The organism is Streptomyces sp. NPDC047886 (genome assembly GCF_043204435.1).
Classification (GTDB): Bacteria; Actinomycetota; Actinomycetes; order Streptomycetales; family Streptomycetaceae; genus Streptomyces.
Window position 1 is genome coordinate 118,764 of record NZ_JBIDCF010000011.1, and the last position, 22,133, is coordinate 140,896.

Here is a 22,133-nt window from a genome sequence, read left to right on the forward strand (position 1 = left end):
AAGCGGCGGGAAGACCGTGCCGACGACGCTACGGAGGACGCTCACCCACAGCCATGGCGCCACCACCCGGGACCTGAAGGGGGCTGCCCCCACAGCCGCGGGGTGGCGGCACCACCACACGGACGGAAGGAGTGATCCGGATCACGTCACGACGGCCCCCATCACGTGATCACGTCCGGTACCCTCGGCCGCTCCGACTCTTCACTAGTCAAATTTGAGGAATGCGTCAGCACTGTGCTCAGGGACTCCGACATCTCCGACCTTGCTCGCTGCTCCACCGTCTTCCTGCCCGCCGAGCCCGCCCGCTCCGGCCGCGTCGCCTTCTGGGCGCCCGACGGCGGCCTGCCCGGATCCGGCCCCCGCGATGAGCTGACCGTCGTCGCGGACGACGCCCTCCCCCAGGCCGTTCCGGCGCTGCTCGTGCCCGTGCGGGACGCGTTGCCCGTCCTCACGCGCGCGTGGGCGGCGACCCGGTCGTCCTCCCCCGCCGCGCACCCAGCGGCGGCCTTCTGGGGGGCCGCCGCACTGGTCGCCCTGGACCTGGTGGCGCGCGGCAAGCTGCTGCCGGGGCTCACTCCGGCCGATCACGACGCGTGGCGGGTGGGCCCGCTCGCGGCCGAGGACCTGGAACGGGTGCGGGTGCTGGCCGCGTCGATGCCGCCGGCCGCCCACGCGGTGCCCGTGGGCACGGCGGCCGACGGCACGGTTCTGCTGCCCGAGCCCGAACGGCTCCTGAGGTCCTTCCTGGACGCGGTGGCCGACACCCTGCCACGCACCCCGGCGGCTCCGCTCGCGGCCGGCGGTCCTGCCTTCGCCGCCGACGAGCCGGTGCGGCTGCCCGAGCAGCGGGCGTGGGCGGCGGACATCGCCGCGGGCCACGACGCGGGCGTACGACTGTCGTTGCGCGTCGAGGTGACCGGGCTCGGGGACGGCGAGGCCCCGGTCTTCCGTGCCGTCCCCCAGCTGCACAGCGTCAGCGATCCGGCGCTGGTCGCGGACGCGGCCGCCGTCTGGTCCGGCGCCGCGGCGGAGTCGTTCGGGCCGCGCGCCCGGATGGACGCGCTGCTCGCGCTGCGCCGGGCCGCCCGGGTCTGGCCGCCGCTGACACCGTTGCTCGCCGCGGCCGTTCCCGACGCCGTCGAGCTTGCCGACGAAGAGGTCACCGAACTGCTGGGCGAGACCACGCGCACGCTCGCCGCGACGGGGGTGCTGGTGCACTGGCCGCGCCACCTGGCCAGGGGGCTCACCGCACGCGCGGTCATCGGCCCGCCGGACCACGAGGCGCACTCCCCGGACGAGCGGACCGGGGGCTACCGGCCCGGTCCCGGCCCCGACGCCCCCGGCGAGGCGCGGGCCACCGGCACCGGCGCCGACGGCGGCACAGGTGCGGCCGGCTCCGGCGCGTTCGACACCTCCGCGTCCGGCATGCCGTCCTTCCTGTCGGCGGACGCCCTGTTCGCGTTCGACTGGCGCTTCGCCCTGGGCGACCGGGAGCTCAGCCGTACGGAGTTGGACCGGCTCGCCGAGGCGGCGCGGCCCGTGGTGCGGCTGCGCGACCAGTGGGTGCTGATCGACCCGGAGGAGGCGCGGCGGGCGCTCGACGCCCGGGACCGCAAGGTGACCACGGTCGACGCGCTCGGCGCCGTACTGACCGGGACGGCGGACGTCGACGGGCGGCAGGTCGACGTGCAGCCCACCGGGTGGCTCCGCGAACTGCGCGACCGGCTGGCCGATCCGGAGGGCGGCCCGCAGGAGGCCGGGCAGCCCGCAGCGCTCGCCGCGACGCTCCGTGACTACCAGCTGCGCGGCCTGAACTGGCTGCACCGTATGACGTCGCTCGGCCTGGGCGGCTGCCTCGCCGACGACATGGGCCTGGGCAAGACCATCACGCTCATCGCCCTGCATCTGCACCGGCAGACCGACGCGTCGGCCGCCGGTCCGACGCTGGTGGTCTGCCCGACGTCGCTGATGGGCAACTGGCAGCGGGAGATCGAGAAGTTCGCACCGGGCACTCCCGTGCGCCGCTTCCACGGGCCGTCGCGTGACCTCGACGCGCCGGCCGACGGCGAGTTCGTCCTGACCACCTACGGCACGATGAGGCTGGACGCGCCCCGCCTCGCGCGCGTGCCGTGGGGCATGGTCGTCGCGGACGAGGCACAGCACGTCAAGAACCCGTACTCGGCGACCGCCCGGCAGTTGCGCACCATCGGCGCGAAGGCGCGCGTGGCGCTCACCGGCACGCCCGTCGAGAACAACCTCTCCGAACTGTGGGCGATCCTCGACTGGACGACGCCGGGGCTCCTCGGGCGTCTGGGGACGTTCCGCGGGCGCTGGGCGCGGGCGGTCGAGGACGGCACCGACCCGGCCGCCGCGGCACGGCTGGGGGCGCTGGTACGGCCGTTCCTGCTGCGGCGCCGCAAGTCCGACCCGGGGATCGCGCCGGAGCTGCCGCCGAAGACGGAGACCGACCGGGCCGTGTCGCTCACCGCCGAGCAGGCGGGCCTGTACGAGGCGGTCGTGCGGGAGACCCTCGCCGCGATCGCGGAGGCCGACGGCATGGAGCGGCGCGGGCTCGTCATGCAGCTGCTGACGGCGCTCAAGCAGATCTGCAACCACCCCGCGCAGTACCTCAAGGAGGAGCGGCCCCGGCTCCTCGACCGCTCCGGGAAGCTGGAGCTGCTGGACGAGCTGCTCGACACGATCCTCGCCGAGGGAGCGAGCGTGCTCGTGTTCACGCAGTACGTGCGGATGGCGCGGCTGCTGGAACAGCATCTGGCGGCCCGGGGTGTACCGACGCGGCTGCTGCACGGAGGCACACCGGTCGCCGAGCGGGAGGCGATGGTGAGCCGCTTCCAGGACGGCGACGTCCCGGTCTTCCTGCTGTCGCTGAAGGCGGCCGGCACGGGGCTGAACCTCACCCGCGCGGGCCATGTCGTGCACTTCGACCGGTGGTGGAACCCCGCCGTCGAGGCGCAGGCCACCGACCGCGCGTACCGGATCGGGCAGACCCAGCCCGTGCAGGTGCACCGGCTGATCGCCGAGGGCACGATCGAGGACCGTATCGCCGACATGCTGGCGCGCAAACGGGAGCTTGCGGACGCGGTGCTCGGCTCCGGCGAGGCCGCTCTCACCGAACTGACCGACGCCGAGCTCGCGGAGCTGGTGGAGCTGCGGACCACGGGCGCGACGGGGCCTGTGGGCACCACCGGGCTCGCGGGCGCCACGGGCACGGCCACGACGACCACCGGGGGGAACGGACGATGAGTACGTACGACGAGGAGCGGACCTTCGACGCGCTGCCGCCCGCCGGGGGGCGGGGCTTCGCGGAGAGCTGGTGGGGACGGGCGTGGCTGAAGGCCATGGAGGACACCGCGCTCGACGGCCAACAGGTGAAGAAGGGGCGCGCGCGGGCACGCGCCGGCGCCGTCGGGGCGGTGTCGGTGCGCCCCGGCCGGATCACCGCGGTCGTCAAGGACCGGGACGGTACCGCGCGGCGCAGCGACGTCCTGCTGCAGGAGCTCACCGAAGAGGAGTGGGACCGGTTCCTGGACATGGCCGTGGAGCGGGCCGGACACGTCGCCGCGCTGCTGGACCGTGACATGCCGCCGCACCTGGTGGAGGACGCGGCGGCGGCCGGTGTCGAACTGCTGCCGGGCATCGGGGACCTGGAGCCCGAGTGCTCGTGCGACGCCTGGGACCACTGCCCGCACACCGCGGCGCTCTGCTACCAGGTGGCCCGGCTCCTGGACCGCGACCCGTTCGTGCTGCTGCTGATGCGGGGGCGCGGGGAGCGACGGCTGCTGGACGAGTTGCAGGCGCGCGGAACGGCCCGGGCGGCGGGGGCGGCCGAGGGCGGCCGGGACGAGGAGGAGCACGGCGGTGCACCGGACGGCACGGCCGTGGACGGGGTCCGCGCGGACGAGGCGTTCGCGGCGCGGGACATCCTGCCGCCGCTGCCGTCCCCGCCGCCGCTGCCCGCGGTGCCGGGCGATCCGCCCGCGCTGGACACGGAGAACGGTCCCGCGCCTGGCGTCGACGCGACCGCGCTGGAGGCACTGGCGGCGGACGCGGCCGCACGTGCCCACCGCATGCTCGCGGACGCGCTGGCGCCCGGGCACGAGGACCGGCCGGAGGAGGCGGAACTGACGGTGGACCAGGACGCGGTACGGCTGGCCGCCGCCCAGGGCGCCTCGCCGGGCGTCGCGGGACGGCTCGCCACCGGCACCGGGCGCCGGCGGGCGGACCTGGACCTGGCCGTACGGGCCTGGCACCTCGGCGGTGCGGCCGCGCTCGCCGTACTGGAGGACGACGAGGCACCGGACCCGCGGCTGCTCGCCCGGGCCGAGGCACGGCTCGCCGGGGCGTGGGACGACGCGGAGCGACCCGTGCTGACGCCCGCCGGGCCCGGGCGCTGGACGGTGCGGGGCGCGGGCGTCCAGGTGCGGTTGGGGCGGGACGGCCGCTGGTGGCCGTACCGCGATGAGTCCGGCCGCTGGTCCCCGGCCGGTCCGGCCGACCAGGACCCGGCGGCGGCCCTCGCGGCGGTCCTGGCGGGCGACGAGGGCTGACCGGCGAGGGCTGACCGACGGGTGCGGCCGCGCCCGTACGGTGTCACGAGACCGTACGGGTGCGGCCGCGGGCCCGTATGAAGGGGGCCGTACAGCCCGACGACCGACCGTGGCGTCGTGTCGACCGCCTACCGCCTACCGCCTACCGGCGTCTGCCCCGGGCTGCCGCTCCGCCGCGTCGACGGTCTGCGCGAGCAGTACGGCGATGGTCATCGGGCCGACGCCGCCCGGGACCGGGGTGATCAGGCTCGCCCGGGCGGCGGCGGACTCGAAGTCGACGTCGCCGACGTTGCCCGGGTTGTAGCCCGCGTCGATCACGACAGCGCCCGGCTTGATGTCCTCGCCCTTGATGAAGCGCGGCCGGCCGACGGCGGCGACCACGATGTCGGCCTCGCGCAGCGCCGCGGAGAGGTCCGCGGGCGGGGTGTACGAGTGGCAGTAGGTCACCGTGGCGTTGCGGGCGAGCAGCAGCATCCCGGCGGGCTTGCCGAGGATGGCGCTCCGGCCGACGACGACGGCCCGCCTGCCGGCCGGGTCGACGTCGTACGCGTCGAGCAGCCGCATGATCCCGGCGGGGGTGCAGGACACGAAGCCCGGCAGGCCGAAGCTCATCGTCGCGAAGGAGCTGGTGGTGACGCCGTCGACGTCCTTCTCGGGCGCGATCGCCTCGAACGCGGCCCGCTCGTCGATGTGCGGGCCCACCGGGTGCTGGAGCAGGATGCCGTGCACCTCGGGGTCCCGTGACAGGCCCTCCAGGGTGGCGACGAGTTCGGCGGTGGTGGTCGTGGCGGGCAGCTCGATGTGACGCGAGCGGATGCCGGCCTTCTCGCAGCGGGCGCGCTTCATCCGTACGTACGTGACGGACGCCGGGTCCTCGCCGACCAGGACGGTCGCCAGACAGGGCTGCGTGCCGGTACGGCGGGTGATGTCCTCGGCGCGGGCGGCGGTCTCCTCGACGATTCGGCGCGCGAGCGCGCTGCCGTCCATGAGGCGGGCGGTGCTGGTGCTGGACATGGGTCCTCCCGGGCGTCGTGGTGGTCACAGATCGCCCAGGCGCGCGGCAGACGGCGGAACCCGTACGGAACGGGGCCGCCGGGCCGCTCCCCGGTGGTACTCCACCCAAGCGCCAGTCACGGCCCGCCCCCACTGTACGTCAGCCCCGGTGACCGGACCAGGCCAGGTCGGGGCCCGGTCGCCGCCCGGTGCGGCAGGCGGCGATGGCGACGCGGGGCCCGTCGGAGCAGTTCCAGGACATCGCGCGCGGGGCGCGGTTGTGGGTGCGGTGACGGGGCGGCCACGATGAGCGGCACCGAAGACGTGGACGGGGAGGACACCTTGAGCGACACGTGGGTGGCTCTGGAGCACGGCGCGGACCCTGTGGCGCGCGCCCGGGCGCTGCGCCGGGCGCATGAGACGTTCACCGCCTCCGGCCAGGTACCGAAGCCGGTGCGGCCGGTGGTCGCGGAGTCGTGGCGGCGTTCCGCGCGGGCGCTGGTCTGCCCTGACGGGGTGGCGCGGGTGGAGCTGGGCGAGGACGAGCTGACGGCCTATCGGGAGGCGCATCCGCTGGCGGCGGCGATGCCGGTCGTACGGGAGTTGACGGGCGCGTACGCGACGGACGGGGAGCACCTGGTCGCGGTGTGCGACGCGCACGGGCGACTCCTGTGGGTGGAGGGGCATGCGAGGACGCTGCGGCTCGCGGGACGGATGAACTTCGTGGCGGGGGCGCGTTGGGCGGAGTCCGCGGTCGGCACGAACGGCCCAGGTACCGCGATCGCGGTGGACCGCCCCGTACAGGTGTTCACGGCCGAGCACTTCCGGCGGCCGGTGCACGACTGGACGTGCGCCGCGGCGCCGGTACACGATCCACGGACCGGGCGGCTGCTGGGCGCGGTCGACATCACGGGCGGCGACCGGCTGGCGCATCCGCACAGCCTGGCGTTCGTGCAGGCGGTGGCGCGGGCGGCGGAGTCGCAACTGGCGCTGCTGGAGCCGGTGCCGGCCACCGCCGACCGGGTGCGGCTCTCGGCGCTCGGCCGGGACCAGGCGGTGCTGGCCGCCGGTGACCGCACGGTGCGGTTGAGCCGTCGGCACAGCGAGATCGTGGTGGTGCTGGCCGGCCGTCCGCAGGGCGTCGGCGGGGACGAGTTGCTGACGCTCCTGTACGAGGACGAGTCGGTCACGTCGGTGACGCTGCGGGCCGAGATGTCGCGGCTGCGGGCGGTGTTGCGGCCGCTGGGGCCGCTGGGGCCGCTGGGGCGCGAACTGCTGGGCTCGCGCCCGTACCGGCTGACCGCCCCGGTCGACGCGGACTTCGACGTGGTGGCGCGACGGCTCGCGTCGGGAGCGGTGACGGCCGCGCTGGCCGGCTACGCGGGCCCGCTGCTGCCCGGCTCGGACGCGCCGGCGGTGGCGCGGCTGCGGGGTCGGCTCGCCGACCAGTTACGGGCGGCGATCGTCTCGCGGGGCGACGCGGGGCTGCTGGCGGACTGGGTGCACAGCCCGTGGGGCGAGGACGACGTGGAGGCGTGGCGGGCACTGGCGTCGGCCGTTCCGGGGCGTCGGCGCCCGGCGGTGCAGGCACGGCTGCGGGCGCTGGACGCGGAGCTCACGAGGGACGTGTGACGGGGGCGGGCGGCGGGCGGCGGGGGCACGTGACGGGGCGGACGGCGCTGGCGCGTGACGGGGGGCGGACGGCGGGGACGGCGGACGACGGTGGCGCGTGACGGGCGGCGCGGGGAGAGCAGTTCACGCCCCGGGTGCAACCCGGTCGCAACGTTCGGCTCGTTAGCCTCGTCGCGAGCGCCGGCCGGACGGCGGCCGGCGCTCCTCGACGTACGGCCGGTGCTGCTCGGGCCGGCGCGCTTCCCATAGCCGCTCAGCAGGGCAGTCCGCGCGTTGCCGCCCGGGGCGGCCCGGCCGCCCGTCGGCGCGGGGGCCGTCACGCTCGGCGGAGCCCGGCCTCTCGACGGTGTTCCTCCAGGGAGGCGACGGCAGAGATGACCCGGTACGCGGCACCCGGCACGCAGGGCGCGCTCATCACGTACGAGTCCCGGTACGACCACTGGATCGGCGGCTCCTACGTCCCGCCGGCCCGGGGCCGCTACTTCGAGAACCCGAGCCCCGTCGACGGCCGCACCTTCACGGAGGTGGCCCGAGGCACCGCCGAGGACGTCGAACGCGCCCTCGACGCCGCGCACGCGGCGGCGCCCGCGTGGGGCCGGACACCGGCAGCCGACCGTGCGAACATCCTGCTGCGCGTCGCGGACCGGATGGAGGCGCGGCTGGAGGCGCTGGCGGTCGCGGAGAGCTGGGAGAACGGCAAGCCGGTCAGGGAGACGCTGGCGGCCGACATCCCGCTCGCCATCGACCACTTCCGGTACTTCGCGGGTGTGCTGCGCGCCCAGGAGGGTTCGCTCAGCGAGCTCGACGACGACACCGTCGCGTACCACTTCCATGAACCGCTCGGGGTCGTTGCGCAGATCATCCCCTGGAACTTCCCGCTGCTGATGGCGGTGTGGAAGCTGGCCCCGGCGCTGGCGGCGGGCAACGCGGTGGTGCTGAAACCGGCCGAGCAGACCCCCGCGTCCATCCATGTCCTGATGGGCATGATCGCGGACCTGCTGCCGCCGGGCGTGGTCAACATCGTGAACGGCTTCGGCGAGGAGGCCGGCAAGCCCCTGGCCTCCAGCCCGAGGGTCGCGAAGATCGCCTTCACGGGGGAGACGTCGACGGGCCGGTTGATCATGCGGTACGCGGCGGAGAACCTCGTACCGGTCTCGCTGGAGCTGGGCGGGAAGTCGCCGAACATCTTCTTCGACGACATCTGGGCCGTGGACGACGCGCTGCGCGACAAGGCCCTCGAAGGGTTCACCATGTTCGCCCTCAACCAGGGCGAGGTGTGCACCTGCCCGTCGCGCGCGCTCGTCCAGCGCGGACACTACGGCGACTTCCTGGACGCGGGCATCGCGCGTACGGAGCGGATCGTGCCGGGCCACCCGCTCGACACGGACACGATGATCGGCGCGCAGGCGTCCGAGGAGCAGCTGAAGAAGATCCTCGCGTATCTGGACATCGGCCAGCAGGAAGGCGCCAAGGTACTCACGGGCGGTCAGCGCGTCGAGTACGGCGGCGACATGGCGGGCGGCTACTACGTGCAGCCGACGGTCTTCGAGGGCGACAACCGGATGCGGATCTTCCAGGAGGAGATCTTCGGCCCGGTCGTCGCGGTCACCTCGTTCGCCGACCTGGAGGAGGCCGTGGCGACCGCCAACGACACGCGGTACGGCCTGGGCGCCGGCGTCTGGACCCGAGACGTCAACACCGCGTACCGCGCGGGCCGCGCGATCCAGGCCGGCCGGGTGTGGACCAACTGCTATCACGCCTACCCGGCGCACGCGGCGTTCGGCGGCTACAAGCAGTCCGGCATCGGCCGCGAGGGCCACAAGATGATGCTGGAGCACTACCAGCAGACGAAGAACCTCTTGGTGTCGTACTCGACAAAGGCGCTCGGCTTCTTCTAGAGGCACAGAAAGAGGCGCCTGACCTGGGAATCTGCCCGTCAGGCGCCTCTCACTCGCCCCACCTGAGGCGGAGCCGCGTTTGCGTCGAAGCTCCTCTTTCCTCCCACCGGTGTCCCATTCCTGACCAGCCCTTCCGGACCAGCCACGGCCCGAACACCGACTCACCACGCAGCCGCCCCGCCCCGCCCCGGCTGAAACGGTCCCACTCCTCCATGGGCTGATCCATGAGGCGGTTGGCCTGTTCCCGGACGCCGTCCAGGAACCTGGCGTAGAAGCGGAAGAGGATCTCGATGCTCTGACCCGCGCGACGAACGCATTCGGCCGGGTCAACCCCTGCACCGATGACCGACACCGAACGCGCCGCCGCCCAAGCCCGAACGTCCCTGGCCCTACACGTCGTCGAGCCTGGGCCTTCACAGTTCGAGCCGGAAACGGTCCCCGCATACGCCGCTGACGCCGACGACCACGATGCCCTGCTGGACTCGTTCCCCGAAGCCCACGGTGACTGGGAGCCCGTGGCCTCGCAGCGCTGAGCAGATTCTAAGGATGGGCGGCCGACCGCGAGTACGTCGCCGTCAACCCGACCACGATGCGAACCGTGACGGGTCGGTACGGCGAAGCAGTGTCGGTGCCGACCGCTCGTACAAAGAACGCGAGGACCAGCAACGTCCGCTGGCTGACGCCGCGGGCTTTCCGCCGGTGGTTGGACGTCGGGCTGCGAGGCCGGCGAGCAACGTCACCCAGACCGCCAACCCCAGCGCGGCGACAACCCTCAGCCAGGGCGCGGTGCCGCTACTGGTTGCTGTCCACCCGTAGAACAGGATGCTCAAGCACATCCTGCCCGGGCCGTCGAAGAACTCGCGCCTGGGGTTTCGTGACACTGCCCTGTTCCCCTCTGCCCTTGCACGTCTTCCGAGCAGGCCGCGCTGGACCCTGCTCAGGATCCGTCCCATATGCCCAGGCGCTTGAGCCTGCGCTGCCGGAGCCGTTCCGCGACGGCCGTGAGACCGAAGATCACTCCCATGGCCAACCCCGCGAACACAGCGAACAGGAGGTCGTCGGGCTCCTCCTCCCGCGACAGCGCCAAGCAGAGGATCGTCAAGGGCACTGCCGCGCAGAGACCGGCGCCGATGGGGCGCCGGGCCACCCACTTCTGGATCCGGGAAGGACGCCGTTGCCCGCCCAGGACCTGATCCCAGGTCCAGAACGCATCAGCAAAGGACCGCTTCCAGTTCGCCACGGCGGCAGGATATGGCAGCTGATGATCCGGCCTTCGGCCGGGCCAGCACCTGCCAATCGTCATCGGGCCGACACCGATGTCGTTCGGAGACGTCCACAAGCGGCGCGATCACCAGATGCTGCCTCGACCGGAATGCGAGGCTGTTCGCAGGATACGAGGCGAGGGCCGCCGTCACGCACATTGCCGGGTTCCGGAAAGTAGCCGGGCAGGCCGACTGCCGTGCGCGATGGATGAGCGGCGATGTCCGGACAGCCATCATGACGAGCCGGGGGGACCTGCTGTTCTGAGGCCCGCAAGAAGTGACAGGTGAAGGGAGGGGGGGACAGATGCTCGGGACCGTGGCCGAGGTGTTCGACAGGGTGAAGGGCAGGCGGCGGGCGTGAGACCATCCGGCTCATGGAGGGAGGCTGCGCTGGTCGCTGCGGCCTGCTGGGCGGTCAGCGTCCTCGGGTACACCGCGAGCGCGGCCCTTGACGAGCCGCAACTGTCCGTTGCTCCCCTCGTCGGCGCCGGGCTCATGCAGTGGTTCTGGGCGCGCCACCGTTCCTGGCCGGCAGGGGTCGCGGCCTGCCTTGTGGGGGCTGCCGTGCTGTTCGCGCTCGTCGACAGCCTGCGGCCGGAGCTGGGCCGGTACATCGCGGACGCGCTGGCCACAGGGGCAGCGGCGACCATCTCCGTAGCCGTGCTCACCCTGGTGGGACGGGTGAGGGAGCGCCGTCATGCCGCCGCACGGTGACCCGCGCGTGGGCCACCGCCTGAGCCTGCCTCCGGAGCCGGGAACCGTCCGTCGGCTTACTGTCCGGCGTCGTGTGTGGGGCTGTGCGCGGCGCTGCCCGGTGTCGTGATGCTCCTCGTCGGTACGGCGGGGCTGGCCGTCGTGCGGAGCCTGATCGAGGAGACGACGCTTCCAACGAGCAAGGGAAGCGGGTGGCACCACCGGTCAGGGTTCGCAGGCTGATCGAGCGGGAGGGACAGAAGCGCCCTGCACGCCTGCCTGCGCTGGCGCAACCGAAGCGCCCGCCACCCTCGACGTCCTGGCCGCCCACCCCTCACTGCAGCCGCCTGACGGACCACCCCGGTTGGAGATCAGTCCGAGTGCAGAGGTGGGACATTCCTCGCGATGGCAGCGGCGTGCAGCAGGATGCTCGGCTCGTCGCCGGGGTCCTCGTCCACGACGACGCCGGCCGCCTGGATGTCGAAGCCTGTCGGCCAGCTGGTGACGTCGCTTGCCAGGGCCCCCTCCAGCTTCGCTCCTGTCAGGTCGGCACTGGTGAGATCGGTTCCTCGGAGGTCAGCCAGTCTCAGGTCCGCGCCGGTGAACTTGGTTCCATGGCCCCGCGCCTTGCGCAGATTCGCCTCCCGCAGGTCGGCCCCGGAGAAGTCGGCCTCGCGGAGGTCGGCCCTGACCATGCGAGCACCGCGCAGGTCGGCTTCGATGCAGCGGCTGTGGCGGAGAACCGACGTCCCGAGCTCCACGTGCCGCATGTTGGCCGCGATCAGGGACGCCTTGGTCAGGTTGACCTGGTAGATGCTCGCCGCTTCCAGACACGCGCCGTCGAAATTGATGTGATGCAGCCACAGCCCATCGCAGTCGGCTCGACGCAGGTCGGTATAGCTGACGTTGAGCCAGCCGGGCTGGCGTTCCTGGCACAGGACTCCGAGGCCGGTGAGCGCCACCTGGGCATCGGGGGCACGACTCTCCAGCGGAGGAAGGGAGTTGATGGGCATTTCCGCCGTCGGCGAGCCCTCCCCTTGCGCAGGCCACGGCAGGTGAGTCCGGAGAAACGCGGCCTTGATCGAGATGACCGACTCCCGGTCGTGAGCCGAATGGTCCGCGATCCGCCACAGGGCGTAGAGCCCACCGATCCGCACATCCGTCTTCTCGCTGCCGAGCTGGTCGACCGCCCTGCTGAAGCGGTCGGTGATGTGCCCCTCCCGTGTGGCGTTCAGTCCCTCCTGGTTGACCCTCAACTGCCGCCAGGTGGAGTACGCGCCGAAGAGGAGCACAGCACCACCGACCGCCTGTATGAGCGTCGTCCGTACGTTGTTCACAGCTCCGAGCCGTTCAGCGGCCGAGATCCGATCCCCACCGAGATCGCGCTCCACCACAAGGCCAGGCAGCACCACGACCACTACCGCCAGCGCGGCGAGCACAGCCAGCATCGCCGCCAGCCAGGAAAGAGCAGAGCTGAATCGACGCCGCCGAGAGACGACCGGCATGCGGCGGCCCTGAAGAGATTCCCCCGTATCCATGCGCACATGATCGCAGGGCGACGTGGAAGCCGGTGTAGCTCGACGGTGGTCACGCCGTCAGACCTTCAAGGCGGCCGTCTCGGACGATGTGGATCACGGTGCCGTCTCAGCAAGGATTGATCGTTCTTACGGAATGTCGGGGAGCCGGTAGGTTGTCTCCTCGGCGCCGGTTCGGAGAGGGGCTGCTGGGGTGCTTACGCTGACGGAGATTGCTGAGCATCCCCATCGCCTGACGAGTCGTCTGCAACCTCATGACGGTTCGGATGTCATCCTCCGCCCCCTGACGCACGCCGACACGGGGCCATTGGGCGCGTTCCTCGATGCCCTGTCGTCCGAATCGAGGCGCTTCAGTACGTTCGACGGGTACGATCTCGCGACCGCCCGGGAGCTGTGTGACGCGATCGCGCGCTACGACAAGCTCAGGTTGGTGCTCGAGGACGTCCCGTCCGGCAGGATCGTCGGCCTTCTCGAATTCAGCCTCGCTCTGACTCCTGCGGACATCGCGCGCTACCAGGACGCGGGCATCCGCCTCACCGAGACGACTGACTGCCGCTTCGGCCCCACTCTGGCTGACGACTACCAGGGCCGAGGCGTCGGGACGCTCGCCTTCCCGCTTGTCACGGAGGTCGCACGACTGCTCGGCAGGACGAGAATCATCCTGTGGGGCGGCGTCCGCGCCGACAACCCCCGCGCCATCCGCTACTACGAGAAGAACGGCTTCCAATCGGTCGGCTTCTTCACCGAGGCGGACGGTTCCCTGTCGCTCGACATGATGCTGGACCTGCACCCCACGCCGGATCCGGCAGGGCCCTCGACCCGACGCGGTGCATCGGATGCGCGTACAGCCTGGTGACGTCTTGTCCATGCCGCCGGGCCATCCGCGCCGAGGCCGACGGCACCTGGTCCCTGCACGTCTCCTTCGCCTCGGCTCCCACCTGCCTGCACGCTGGTCACCGGGCGGCGACCCGGTCATGGCCTCCGTGGTCGAGGCGCTCACGGCGCGGGTTCGGTGTCCTCAAGGTCCGGAAGGAGTTCAGCGGAAGACGAGCGGGGCGAAGAGACCACAGACGTGGAGGACGCGCCTGTCCCCGCCTGACCGCTCGGCTCCCGCCCGCGAGCGGAGCCGGCCTCGGCCCCGTACCCGTCGAAGTCCCGGGTGCGCGGTTCCCCCGGGCGGGAAGCCGACCCCTGCACGGATGAGTTGGCAGAAGACGCAGTCCATGTGCTCCACTCTGTCAGGTCACCCGACGCCGCGGCGCCGCAGCGCTGTGGGGCTGTGGGGCTGACGACCCAGCACGGAGCACCTTGGGCCGCGGGTTCCACAGAAGTCGAGCCAGAGCCGAAACTCGTGAACGGAGCCACAGGGCGCGTCAACCGCCCTCCGCCTTCACATCGATGACCGGTCGGCATGAGGCGTCGGCGCAGCAGCGCAGGGGCTCACCCGGAGTGGGTTGATCCCTGCGCTGCCGTGGGAAGTCCTGCAACCGCCCAGTCGGCCGGGCCGTGCTCATAGGGCCAGGGTTTGGACGAGTTCTGCTGCGGCCGGGTACCGACAGGGTCGTCAGCGGTTGTCGTTCAGTTCCTGATGCATCTGCGGCTGGTCGTCCTGCCCCTGGGTCAGGGCCGCCTTCTCCATGTCGCGGAAGGCGGTCGAGGCGATGCCGAGAATGTCCTTGTAGGGGTTGACCCCCGTGGCCTTCTCCGCTCCTGCGCCGAACAGGCCGCCGCCGAGCCCGCTGGCGAGCTTGTGGCCGGCGGCGAGCGGCTTGCCCGCGGTGGCCAGGACGCTGTCGGGCAGGCCGGCCATGTCCGCGTACTTGTCAGTCAGCGCGGTGCGGACCATGGCGATGAACGCGTCATGGGAGGGGCCGGGGAAGAACTTCTTGTAGTAGTCGACGGCCTGCTTGGTCATGAAGACCCCGTCGTCGGTCTTCTTCCACTCCTTGTCGCGCTCCTGGGTCCACAGCCGGTCCACCTCGTCGGCGTCCTTGGGCAGCACCCACTTCTCCGGGGTGCCCAGGTAGTGGTTGACGTAGTGCCACGCGCACATGAAGCCGTGCGCGTCGTCCTTGGAGACATCCAGACCGAGGTTGCGCATGCCCTGCAGGACCTGGACGGAGAAGACGCAGGCGGCACCGGTGGTGTACTTCTGGGACACCGGCTCCCCCCACTTGGCGTAGTCCCACTCACCGGACTTCTTGTGCAGCTGGCGCACGGAGGCGTGGACCAGGCGGACTTTGGTGACGTTCGCCCTCAGCGTGCCGTCGGTGTAAGCACCGTTCTTGTCCATGTCGACGAACAGCCGCGAGGACTGCGACAACCGTCGGCCGGGCCCCTCGACGCCGCCGAGGCGGCCGGTGGAGCGCAGGGTGAACGCGCCGGTCGGGGACAGGTAGGTGCCGATCAGGCCGACCGTGCCCTGGAGCATGGCGACCTCTCCGCGGTGGCGGTCGAAGAACTTCTCCGCAGCCTTTACGTCGGCGTTCGTCCAGCCCGGCGGGTCCGCCTCGCAGCTCTTGAGGAACGCGGCGAGCTTGGGCGGCAGGTTCGAGTGGTCCTGGCCGGGCTTGAGGGTGGCGATCGTACGAAATAGGGCGTTGACCCCGTCGATCTCCTTGTTGTCGATCAGCTCCGAGACCAGCTCGTCGGCCTCCTGGTCACCCACCTTGCTCGCGGCCTCGAGCTCCTGGGCAACATACTGGGCAGTCAGCGGCACAGCGCATCCTTCCTCGAACTACGGGAACGGGCCGCTCGCCAGAAGGGCAGCGCACGAGGACCCCGGGGGCAGGTTCCGCAACCGGCGAGCACTCACATGCTCCCGGCCCCGCCCACACCGCATCACCCCCAACCAGGCAGCGGATCGTTTCCTCCTCACCCGAACGGCGCATCCCCACGACGAAGGCGCTGGTCCAGGTCGGTGGTCCTGGTCCGGGAACGGGGAGGCGGAGTGCTGCTCTTCACCGACACCTGGCTGTCCCCCGTGTCCAGCCGAGCCGATGTCGTGCTGCCCTGCCGGGTGACGGCTCCCTCCCCCCCCTACGACAGTCTCGTGCCCACGCTCGCCCTGATCGAGACGGTGGTTGCCGGAGTGGTCGAGACCCTGGGTGAGGCGGCTCATGAACACCTCCGCACGGCGGAGGACGTCGCCCAGCGCATCGGCCTGGTGTGAGCCGGCAGCCGGTCACATGAGCGTGTCGCGGCCGGTGCCTGTGGCGTTTCGCCGACGGGCCGACCGGGCGGGCCGTTCTGACCCGCTCGGCCCCGCCCCGCCCCGGCCCGCCCCGGCCCGGCCCGGTCAGCGGCCGGGCGGCAGGCCCAGCACCGCGCAGGCGGCGCGTGAGACACGGTCGGGCGCGTCCGCAGTCAGCTCGGAGGGCAGCAGCATGTGGCTGATCGTCAGACGAACGGCGAGATCGGCCGCCTCCAGACGGCGTTCCTCCGCCACCCCCGGCACCGCCTCGCCCAGCCAGTGCGCCAGCAGACGCGAGGAGCTCGTGAAGACCGGTTCGGGTCTGCTCGTGAGGAACGGCAGCAGCGCGTCCGTACCGCCGCGGGCCGCGGTCAGCACCGCACCGACGAAGGGGTTGGTGCCCGCCTCGGTCAGGGCGTGGGCGACCGCGGCCCGCAACGCGGCGGCGAGGTCGTCCCGGCGCTCGTCCAGCACCGCGGCGAGACCCCGCAGGAAGTCCTCCGTCTCGCGCAGCACCAGTGCCTGCGCGATGCCCGCGCGGTCACCGAACTCCTTGTAGATCGAGGGCCGGGAAACATCCGCCCGCAGCGCGAGATCGGCCACCCGGACCCGGTCCCAGCCGCCCTCGGCGGCGAGGGCACGGGCCTGTTCGAGCACCCGCTGCCGCATCTGCTTGCGCCATGCCACCCGGGGCGGATCGGGGCGGGCCCCGGGTGGGACGGGCGGACGGTGGTTGCGCACACCGGCAGTGTGCCATCGACCCGTGCCCGCACGCGGCCGCCCCGACCCGCCGAATCACCTGACTTACCATCAGAACGTTTACACGGTGCCCCCTTTGTCAGCGCTCTGCTCCCCGTGGCACTGTCGGCCCACCCCCGATACACGCTTCCGCCGTTCCCCGACCGGTGCGGCGGAAGCGTGTACGCCCTCGTCAAGGAGCCCTCATGGAGCCAGCGCCCAACGATGCCCGCGCCTGGCGGGATCCCAAACGTCCTCTGTGGCTGCTCGCCCTCGCCGTACCGACCCTTCCCTTCCAGGCGGGCGGCCTCGTCTCCCTCACAGAGATCGGCCTCTTCTGGTGGTGGGGCCCGTTCTTCGCCTTCGGCGTCGTCCCGCTCGTCGACTGGCTGACCGGGCGGGACGGCGCCAACCCTCCCGACGAGGCCATGCCGCGCCTGGAGGCCGATCGCTACTACCGCTGGTGCACCTACCTGTACCTGCCGCTCCAGTTCGGCGCCCTGGTATGGGCCTGCGGCCAGTGGGCGACCGGCCGGCTGTCGGTCACCGACAGCCTGGGGCTCGCCGTGACGACGGGCGTCGTGGCGGGCGTCGCCATCAACACGGCCCACGAACTCGGTCACAAGCGCGAGCAGTTGGAGCGGCGACTGAGCCGTATGGCGCTCGCGCAGACGTGGTACGGACACTTCTGCGTCGAGCACAACCACGGCCACCACGTGCGGGTCGCCACGCCGGAGGACCCCGCGAGCAGCCGCATGGGCGAGAGCTTCTGGCGTTTCCTGCCACGCACGGTCCTGGGCAGTCTGCGCTCGGCCTGGGACCTCGAACGGCGCCGGCTGAGCCGCCGGAGACGTCCGGTGCTCAGCCCACACAACGAGATCCTGTCCGCGTGGGCGCTCTCGGCCGCGTTGTTCACCGTGCTCACCGCGGCGTTCGGCTGGCGGGTCCTGCCCTACCTGCTGCTGCAAGCGGTGCTCGGCTTCTGTCTGTTGGAGACGGTCAACTATCTGGAGCACTACGGACTGCTGCGGCAGCGGCGGCCGGACGGGCGCTACGAGCGAGTAGCCCCCCGCCACAGCTGGAACAGCGACAACACGGTCAGCAACCTGTTCCTCTTCCAGTTGCAGCGGCACTCCGACCACCACGCCAATCCGCTGCGCCGCTACCAGACTCTCCGCCACTTCGACGAGGCGCCCCAGCTCCCCTCGGGCTACGCCACCATGATCGTGCTGGCCTGGCTCCCGCCGCTGTGGAGGAAGGTGATGGATCACCGGCTGCTGGCGCACTACGACGGTGACCCGTCCCGGGCCAACCTCCATCCGCCCCTGCGGCACCGAACGTGAGGGGTCGGCTGCCGCTGTCCGCGAGGGCCACGGCCCCGGCCTCGCCCTGTTCCTCGTCCGCCTGACCGGTGTCGGGCATGGCCCACGGGTTGGCGTGGCTCGTAGACGCCGGAGTAGACGCACCTGCCCATGTGCTCGACGAACGAGCCGAACAGTCGTCGGTCAACGGTCCCGACCGGGAAGGCCGGGTCCAGGGTGAGGCGGGCCGTGGGCATGAACCAGAGCTCCTGGGTGTTCCGTCGGGCCGGTGGCGCGTGACACTGCCGGCCGGCGTCGCACGCGCCCCGGACGGAATACGGGAACAGCGCATCGACGGGCTGATCTTCAGCCCGATCGCGGTGGGCGGCGACGAGCTGGCCGCCCGCACGGACACCACGGCGCTGGTGCTGCTCGGTGAACGTGTGCTGGACGGTCCGACCCACCACGTGGCCATCGACAACCAACGTGCCGCTCGGGACGTCACCGAGCACCTGATCGCGGGCGGTCACACCCGGATCGCCGCCATCGGCAGGCAGGACAACCCCAGCGCGAACACCGCACACCTGCGTCTGGCCGGCTACCGCGAGGCCCTGGAGGCAGCGGCCCTGCCCTACGACGAGATCCTGGCACCGCCGACCCCGACCTACCACCGTGCCGACGGTGCACGGATGATGCGGCAGCTGCTGGAGCTGGCGGAACCTCCGCAGGCCGTCTTCTGCTTCAACGACCTGCTGGCCCTGGGCGCTCTGCGCACCGCGCTGTCCTCCGGACTGCGCGTGCCGCAGGACATCGCGCTGGCCGGCTTCGACGACATCGAGGACGGCCGCTACAGCACCCCCACCCTCACCACCATCTCCCCGGACAAGGCACAGATCGCCCAGGTCGCCGTGGACATGCTGGACGCCCAACTGAACGGCGCCCGGCGCATCGGCCGGCGACGCGCGGAGGTACGGGAGGTGGCCGCGGACTACCGGTTGCTCGTACGGGAGAGCACCGGGTCGAACCGGTCAGCTCCGCGCCGCTCGCCGACCGGGGTCCTGAACGGGTAGCCGGTCCCCGCCGCCGGACGGCGGCTTCCGGCGCGTGCGGCTTCCGGCGGCGGGGGCGGGGGCGGCTGTGGAGCGGGGTGCGGCCGCGCGGCGGGTACGCGGAGCCGCACGCGCGGGCACCGGTCATGCTGCCGGAAAGCGGTCCCAGACCCGGTGGCGGCCGAGGAGGCCGAGCACGTCGGTGAGCGCCTCCTCACCGGTGCCGGCGCGGATCACGCCGGGAGCTCCGGCCGGTACCCCTGCCGCGTCCAGTACGGTGTCGGCGCCCGCCCAGCAGCCGATGGCCTTGGCGTGGCGGTATGCCTCCGACACCATGAGCAGCACCCTCGGGTCGTCGCCGGTCTTCCCGGCACCGGCCTCCCGCGCGTCCGCTCCGTACCCGGGGTTGCCGGCCAGCAGGAGGGCGTCGAACTCGGTCGACCGTGCCGTGGCGAACGTGCGCTGGACGGTGACGGGCTCCTCGTCCGTGCCGAGAGTGCCGCCCGCCGGGGCGACGACGAGCGGGACGAGTCCCGCGTCCAGGGCTCCCTGGCGGACCGCCCGTACGCCGTCCAGGTCGCCGTCCCGGCCCGTCACGATGCCCAGGATCCGGCCCTGGACCGGCCAGGTGGCGCCCGTCTGGGACAGCGCGGGGCTCGGTTCGACGCCGGTGAGCGGCACGGTGGGATGCGGGGCGGGCAGGCCCAGTCCGGCCGCCACCCGTCCGCAGAGTTCCGGGTCGATGTTGGCCAGCACCCCCAACGCCCGCTCTTTGACGGCCTGTTCGTAGCACTTGCCGAGCTCGAAGGTGTAGGCGGCGGCGATGTGCTCCCGCTCGACGTCGGACATGCTGAGCCAGAAGCGGCGCGGCTGGCTGAAGTGGTCGGCGAAGGACTCGGGCGCCTCGCGAACCTTGTGGGCGGCGGGCACGGCCACCGGGGCCTCGATATAGGCGGCGGTGTCGGCGCCTGCCAGGAAGGGGCAGCCTCCGTCGAGCGAGTTGGGCCGGTAGGGGGCTACGCCCCGGTGGACGGCGGTCTGGTGGAGGCCGTCGCGCAGCATGTCGTTGACGGAGGCATGGGGGCGGTTGACGGGGATCTGGGAGAAGTTGGGGCCGCCGAGGCGGCTGATCTGCGTGTCCAGGTAGGAGAAGAGCCGGCCGGCGAGGAGGGCGTCGTCGGTGATGTCGATGCCGGGCACCAGGTGTCCGGGGTGGAAGGCGACCTGCTCGGTCTCGGCGAAGAAGTTCGAGGGGTTCGCGTTGAGGGTGAGCAGGCCGATCGGCTGTACCGGGGCCAGCTCCTCGGGGACGATGTTGGTCGGGTCCAGCAGGTCGATGCCCTCGAAGGTCTGCTCCGGGGTGTCGGGGAACGTCTGGATCGCCAGCTCCCATTGCGGGTACGCGCCCGCTTCGATGGCGTCGGCCAGGTCGCGGCGGTGGAAGTCGGGGTCGACGCCGCCGATGATCTGCGCCTCCTCCCAGAGCAGGGAGTGCACGCCGAGCCTGGGCTTCCAGTGGAACTTGGCCAGCGTGGTGGTGCCGTCGGCGTTGACGAGGCGGAAGGTGTGGACGCCGAAGCCCTCCATCATGCGGAAGGAGCGGGGGATGCCTCGGTCGGACATGTTCCACAGGGTGTGGTGCGTGGCTTCCGTGTGGAGGGTGACGAAGTCCCAGAAGGTGTCGTGGGCGCTCTGTGCCTGGGGGATCTCGCGGTCGGGGTGCGGCTTGCCCGCGTGGATGACATCGGGGAACTTCACCGCGTCCTGGATGAAGAAGACGGGGATGTTGTTGCCGACGAGGTCGAAGACCCCCTCGCTGGTGTAGAACTTCGTGGCGAAGCCCCGGGTGTCCCGTACGGTGTCCGCCGAGCCCCGGGAGCCCAGCACGGTGGAGAAGCGGACGAAGACGGCGGTTTCGGTGTCCTTGCCGAGGAAGGCGGCCCGGCACACCCCGGCCGCCGTTCCGTAGCCCCGGAAGACTCCGTGGGCGGCGGCGCCGCGAGCGTGGACCACGCGCTCCGGAATGCGTTCGTGGTCGAAGTGCGTGATCTTCTCGCGCAGGTGGTGGTCCTGCAGCAGGACGGGCCCGCGCGGGCCGGCTTTGAGGGAGTGGTCGGTGTCGTACAGGCGGGTGCCCTGGGCGGTGGTGAGGTAGGGACCGGCCTGCGCGCTCCGCGAGGGGTCGGCGTCGGTGGTCTGCCCGGTCGGGCTGACCGTCTCCGGTCCCGTCTGGTCCGCCTTGGGCGGCAGCGGGCCTCGCACCTCGGCGGGCTCGGTCCGCGAGGGGGGCTCGGGGGCGGGGGCGCCGGGAACGGGCGGCTGGTCGGGCATGAGGACCTCCGGGAGACGGGGACAGGGATCGCCTGAGCCATGACCGCGGGCGGTGGTGGCGTAACGGTTCGGCGGCACTCGTCCGCCCATTGACGCACCGCACCGGCGCGTCGTTCCGTCAACCGGTCGCCGACTGCGGGCGTACGGCCGAGCAGCACCTCGACGGCGGCCGCGTCGCCGGCGCCCACCGCCTCACCGTGAAGCAGGCGTGTGCCCGCCACGAGAAGGCGATCACGACTTGGTCGTGTGACTCAGTCGATATAGTGACCGATGTGGCACATGTTTCCGCGGCTGAGCGCCGCCCCCAGCTGATCAAGGCGGCCATCGACCTCATGACCCGGGAGGGGGTCGCTGCCGGGAGTACCCGCGCCATCGCCGCGGAACTGGGCGTCGCGCAGGCCACGGTCCACTACACCTTCGGTACGAAGGAGGGCCTGTACCGCGCGGTCATGGACCAGATCACCGACGACCTGGTCGCGCGGGTGCAGCGGGCGGCACCGGAGGGTGCGGGGTTCGACGAGACGTTCAGCGCCTTGGCGGGGGCGTTGTGGGGCAGCATGCGCGAGCCGGCGTCGCATCACCAGCTGCTCAGCGAACTGACCATGTTCGCCCTGCGGGTGCCCGGTCTGAGCGAGGCCCTCCGGGGTCACTACCAGCGGGTCGTCGAGGTGACCGCACAGCTGATCACGGAGACGGCGGACAGGACCGGGCAGGAACTGGCCGCACCTGCGGAGACGGTCGCCCGGTTCTTCCTCTCCGGGGTCGACGGACTCACCCTGCAGGTCCTGTGCCTTCCGGACGAGGCCGCCGAGCACACGGGCCTGCGGGCTCTCGTGGCGGGGACCGTGGCCCTGGCCAAGGGGCGCCTCGACCTTCCGGACATCCCGCTCGCCTGAAACCGGACGGCAACGGCTGCGGGCGCGCCCCCGGAAGGGCGCGC

At 72.1% G+C, this 22,133-nt stretch carries 17 protein-coding genes and 1 riboswitch; of the genes, 11 read left to right on the forward strand and 6 right to left on the reverse strand.

The genetic code is table 11. The features are described from left to right. The first annotated feature begins 234 nt into the window (after positions 1-234). Both ACGF5U_RS28315 and ACGF5U_RS28320 read left to right on the forward strand, forming a co-directional pair. The gene (locus tag ACGF5U_RS28315) at positions 235-3,264 is read left to right on the forward strand and encodes a DEAD/DEAH box helicase (RefSeq protein WP_392716524.1); all 3,030 of its coding nucleotides are present in this window, start codon (positions 235-237) and stop codon (positions 3,262-3,264) included. After that, positions 3,261-4,568 (forward strand): SWF or SNF family helicase, encoded by a 1,308-nt coding sequence (locus tag ACGF5U_RS28320; RefSeq protein ID WP_392716526.1) that lies wholly within the window; start codon positions 3,261-3,263, stop codon positions 4,566-4,568. The genes ACGF5U_RS28315 and ACGF5U_RS28320 overlap by 4 nt, the downstream gene beginning before the upstream one ends. 135 nt (positions 4,569-4,703) lie before the next feature. Here the strand turns inward: ACGF5U_RS28320 and ACGF5U_RS28325 are convergent, their stop codons facing one another. Further along, positions 4,704-5,582, reverse strand: coding sequence for a bifunctional 5,10-methylenetetrahydrofolate dehydrogenase/5,10-methenyltetrahydrofolate cyclohydrolase (locus ACGF5U_RS28325; RefSeq protein WP_392716528.1), 879 nt, complete (start codon positions 5,580-5,582; stop codon positions 4,704-4,706). Positions 5,583-5,608: 26 nt separating this feature from the next. Then, a riboswitch (ZMP/ZTP riboswitch) is annotated at positions 5,609-5,712 on the reverse strand. Between the two features lie 155 nt (positions 5,713-5,867). Here ACGF5U_RS28325 and ACGF5U_RS28330 point away from each other — a divergent pair. The 3 genes from ACGF5U_RS28330 to ACGF5U_RS28340 all read left to right on the forward strand — a co-directional run bounded on the left by ACGF5U_RS28330 (position 5,868) and on the right by ACGF5U_RS28340 (position 9,624). After that, entirely contained in the window at positions 5,868-7,193 is a 1,326-nt protein-coding gene (locus ACGF5U_RS28330) for a GAF domain-containing protein (protein WP_392716530.1), read from the forward strand. A 374-nt stretch (positions 7,194-7,567) separates the two neighbouring features. Next, positions 7,568-9,091 (forward strand): aldehyde dehydrogenase family protein, encoded by a 1,524-nt coding sequence (locus tag ACGF5U_RS28335; RefSeq protein WP_392716532.1) that lies wholly within the window; start codon positions 7,568-7,570, stop codon positions 9,089-9,091. Between the two features lie 341 nt (positions 9,092-9,432). Beyond that, complete coding sequence (locus ACGF5U_RS28340; protein WP_392716534.1) at positions 9,433-9,624, forward strand: hypothetical protein; 192 nt, start codon at positions 9,433-9,435, stop codon at positions 9,622-9,624. A 404-nt stretch (positions 9,625-10,028) separates the two neighbouring features. Here the strand turns inward: ACGF5U_RS28340 and ACGF5U_RS28345 are convergent, their stop codons facing one another. After that, the gene (locus ACGF5U_RS28345) at positions 10,029-10,331 is read right to left on the reverse strand and encodes a hypothetical protein (RefSeq protein WP_392716536.1); all 303 of its coding nucleotides are present in this window, start codon (positions 10,329-10,331) and stop codon (positions 10,029-10,031) included. Between the two features lie 379 nt (positions 10,332-10,710). Between ACGF5U_RS28345 and ACGF5U_RS28350 the strand changes: the two genes are divergently transcribed. After that, a complete protein-coding gene (locus ACGF5U_RS28350) occupies positions 10,711-11,067 on the forward strand; it encodes a hypothetical protein (RefSeq protein ID WP_392716539.1) in 357 nt (118 codons plus the stop codon). A 350-nt stretch (positions 11,068-11,417) separates the two neighbouring features. Here the strand turns inward: ACGF5U_RS28350 and ACGF5U_RS28355 are convergent, their stop codons facing one another. Then, complete coding sequence (locus tag ACGF5U_RS28355; protein ID WP_392716541.1) at positions 11,418-12,584, reverse strand: pentapeptide repeat-containing protein; 1,167 nt, start codon at positions 12,582-12,584, stop codon at positions 11,418-11,420. A gap of 190 nt (positions 12,585-12,774) precedes the next feature. Between ACGF5U_RS28355 and ACGF5U_RS28360 the strand changes: the two genes are divergently transcribed. Beyond that, positions 12,775-13,437 carry a GNAT family N-acetyltransferase gene (locus ACGF5U_RS28360; RefSeq protein WP_392716543.1) on the forward strand — a complete coding sequence of 221 codons (663 nt, stop codon included), beginning with the start codon at positions 12,775-12,777 and terminating at the stop codon, positions 13,435-13,437. Positions 13,438-14,145: 708 nt separating this feature from the next. Here ACGF5U_RS28360 and ACGF5U_RS28365 read toward each other — a convergent pair. Next, the gene (locus tag ACGF5U_RS28365; protein WP_392716545.1) at positions 14,146-15,300 is read right to left on the reverse strand and encodes an oxygenase MpaB family protein; all 1,155 of its coding nucleotides are present in this window, start codon (positions 15,298-15,300) and stop codon (positions 14,146-14,148) included. A 96-nt stretch (positions 15,301-15,396) separates the two neighbouring features. On the opposite strand from ACGF5U_RS28365, the gene ACGF5U_RS28370 reads away from it, so the two are divergent. Further along, positions 15,397-15,753, forward strand: a complete 357-nt coding sequence (locus ACGF5U_RS28370; RefSeq protein WP_392716547.1) for a MurR/RpiR family transcriptional regulator — start codon at positions 15,397-15,399, stop codon at positions 15,751-15,753. Positions 15,754-15,879: 126 nt separating this feature from the next. Here ACGF5U_RS28370 and ACGF5U_RS28375 read toward each other — a convergent pair whose 3' ends face one another. Beyond that, positions 15,880-16,515: a TetR family transcriptional regulator gene (locus tag ACGF5U_RS28375; protein ID WP_392716549.1), complete on the reverse strand. Its 636-nt coding sequence runs from the start codon at positions 16,513-16,515 to the stop codon at positions 15,880-15,882. 203 nt (positions 16,516-16,718) lie between these two features. Between ACGF5U_RS28375 and ACGF5U_RS28380 the strand changes: the two genes are divergently transcribed. Continuing rightward, a complete protein-coding gene (locus ACGF5U_RS28380) occupies positions 16,719-17,855 on the forward strand; it encodes an alkane 1-monooxygenase (protein WP_392716551.1) in 1,137 nt (378 codons plus the stop codon). A 254-nt stretch (positions 17,856-18,109) separates the two neighbouring features. After that, positions 18,110-18,883, forward strand: coding sequence for a LacI family DNA-binding transcriptional regulator (locus ACGF5U_RS28385; protein ID WP_392716553.1), 774 nt, complete (start codon positions 18,110-18,112; stop codon positions 18,881-18,883). Between the two features lie 123 nt (positions 18,884-19,006). Here ACGF5U_RS28385 and ACGF5U_RS28390 read toward each other — a convergent pair whose 3' ends face one another. After that, a complete protein-coding gene (locus ACGF5U_RS28390) occupies positions 19,007-21,193 on the reverse strand; it encodes a catalase (protein WP_392716555.1) in 2,187 nt (728 codons plus the stop codon). A 272-nt stretch (positions 21,194-21,465) separates the two neighbouring features. On the opposite strand from ACGF5U_RS28390, the gene ACGF5U_RS28395 reads away from it, so the two are divergent. Beyond that, a complete protein-coding gene (locus tag ACGF5U_RS28395) occupies positions 21,466-22,089 on the forward strand; it encodes a TetR/AcrR family transcriptional regulator (protein ID WP_392716557.1) in 624 nt (207 codons plus the stop codon). The last annotated feature ends 44 nt before the right edge of the window (positions 22,090-22,133 follow it).

Excerpts from the sequence above, each read along its gene's own strand:
- ACGF5U_RS28320 (WP_392716526.1), top strand. The coding sequence starts at position 3,261 with ATGAGTACGTACGACGAGGAGCGGACCTTCGACGCGCTGCCGCCCGCC.
- ACGF5U_RS28325 (WP_392716528.1), bottom strand. The coding sequence starts at position 5,582 with ATGTCCAGCACCAGCACCGCCCGCCTCATGGACGGCAGCGCGCTCGCG.
- ACGF5U_RS28330 (WP_392716530.1), top strand. The coding sequence starts at position 5,868 with ATGAGCGGCACCGAAGACGTGGACGGGGAGGACACCTTGAGCGACACG.
- ACGF5U_RS28335 (WP_392716532.1), top strand. The coding sequence starts at position 7,568 with ATGACCCGGTACGCGGCACCCGGCACGCAGGGCGCGCTCATCACGTAC.
- ACGF5U_RS28340 (WP_392716534.1), top strand. The coding sequence starts at position 9,433 with ATGACCGACACCGAACGCGCCGCCGCCCAAGCCCGAACGTCCCTGGCC.
- ACGF5U_RS28355 (WP_392716541.1), bottom strand. The coding sequence starts at position 12,584 with ATGGATACGGGGGAATCTCTTCAGGGCCGCCGCATGCCGGTCGTCTCT.
- ACGF5U_RS28370 (WP_392716547.1), top strand. The coding sequence starts at position 15,397 with ATGCTCCCGGCCCCGCCCACACCGCATCACCCCCAACCAGGCAGCGGA.
- ACGF5U_RS28380 (WP_392716551.1), top strand. The coding sequence starts at position 16,719 with ATGGAGCCAGCGCCCAACGATGCCCGCGCCTGGCGGGATCCCAAACGT.
- ACGF5U_RS28390 (WP_392716555.1), bottom strand. The coding sequence starts at position 21,193 with ATGCCCGACCAGCCGCCCGTTCCCGGCGCCCCCGCCCCCGAGCCCCCC.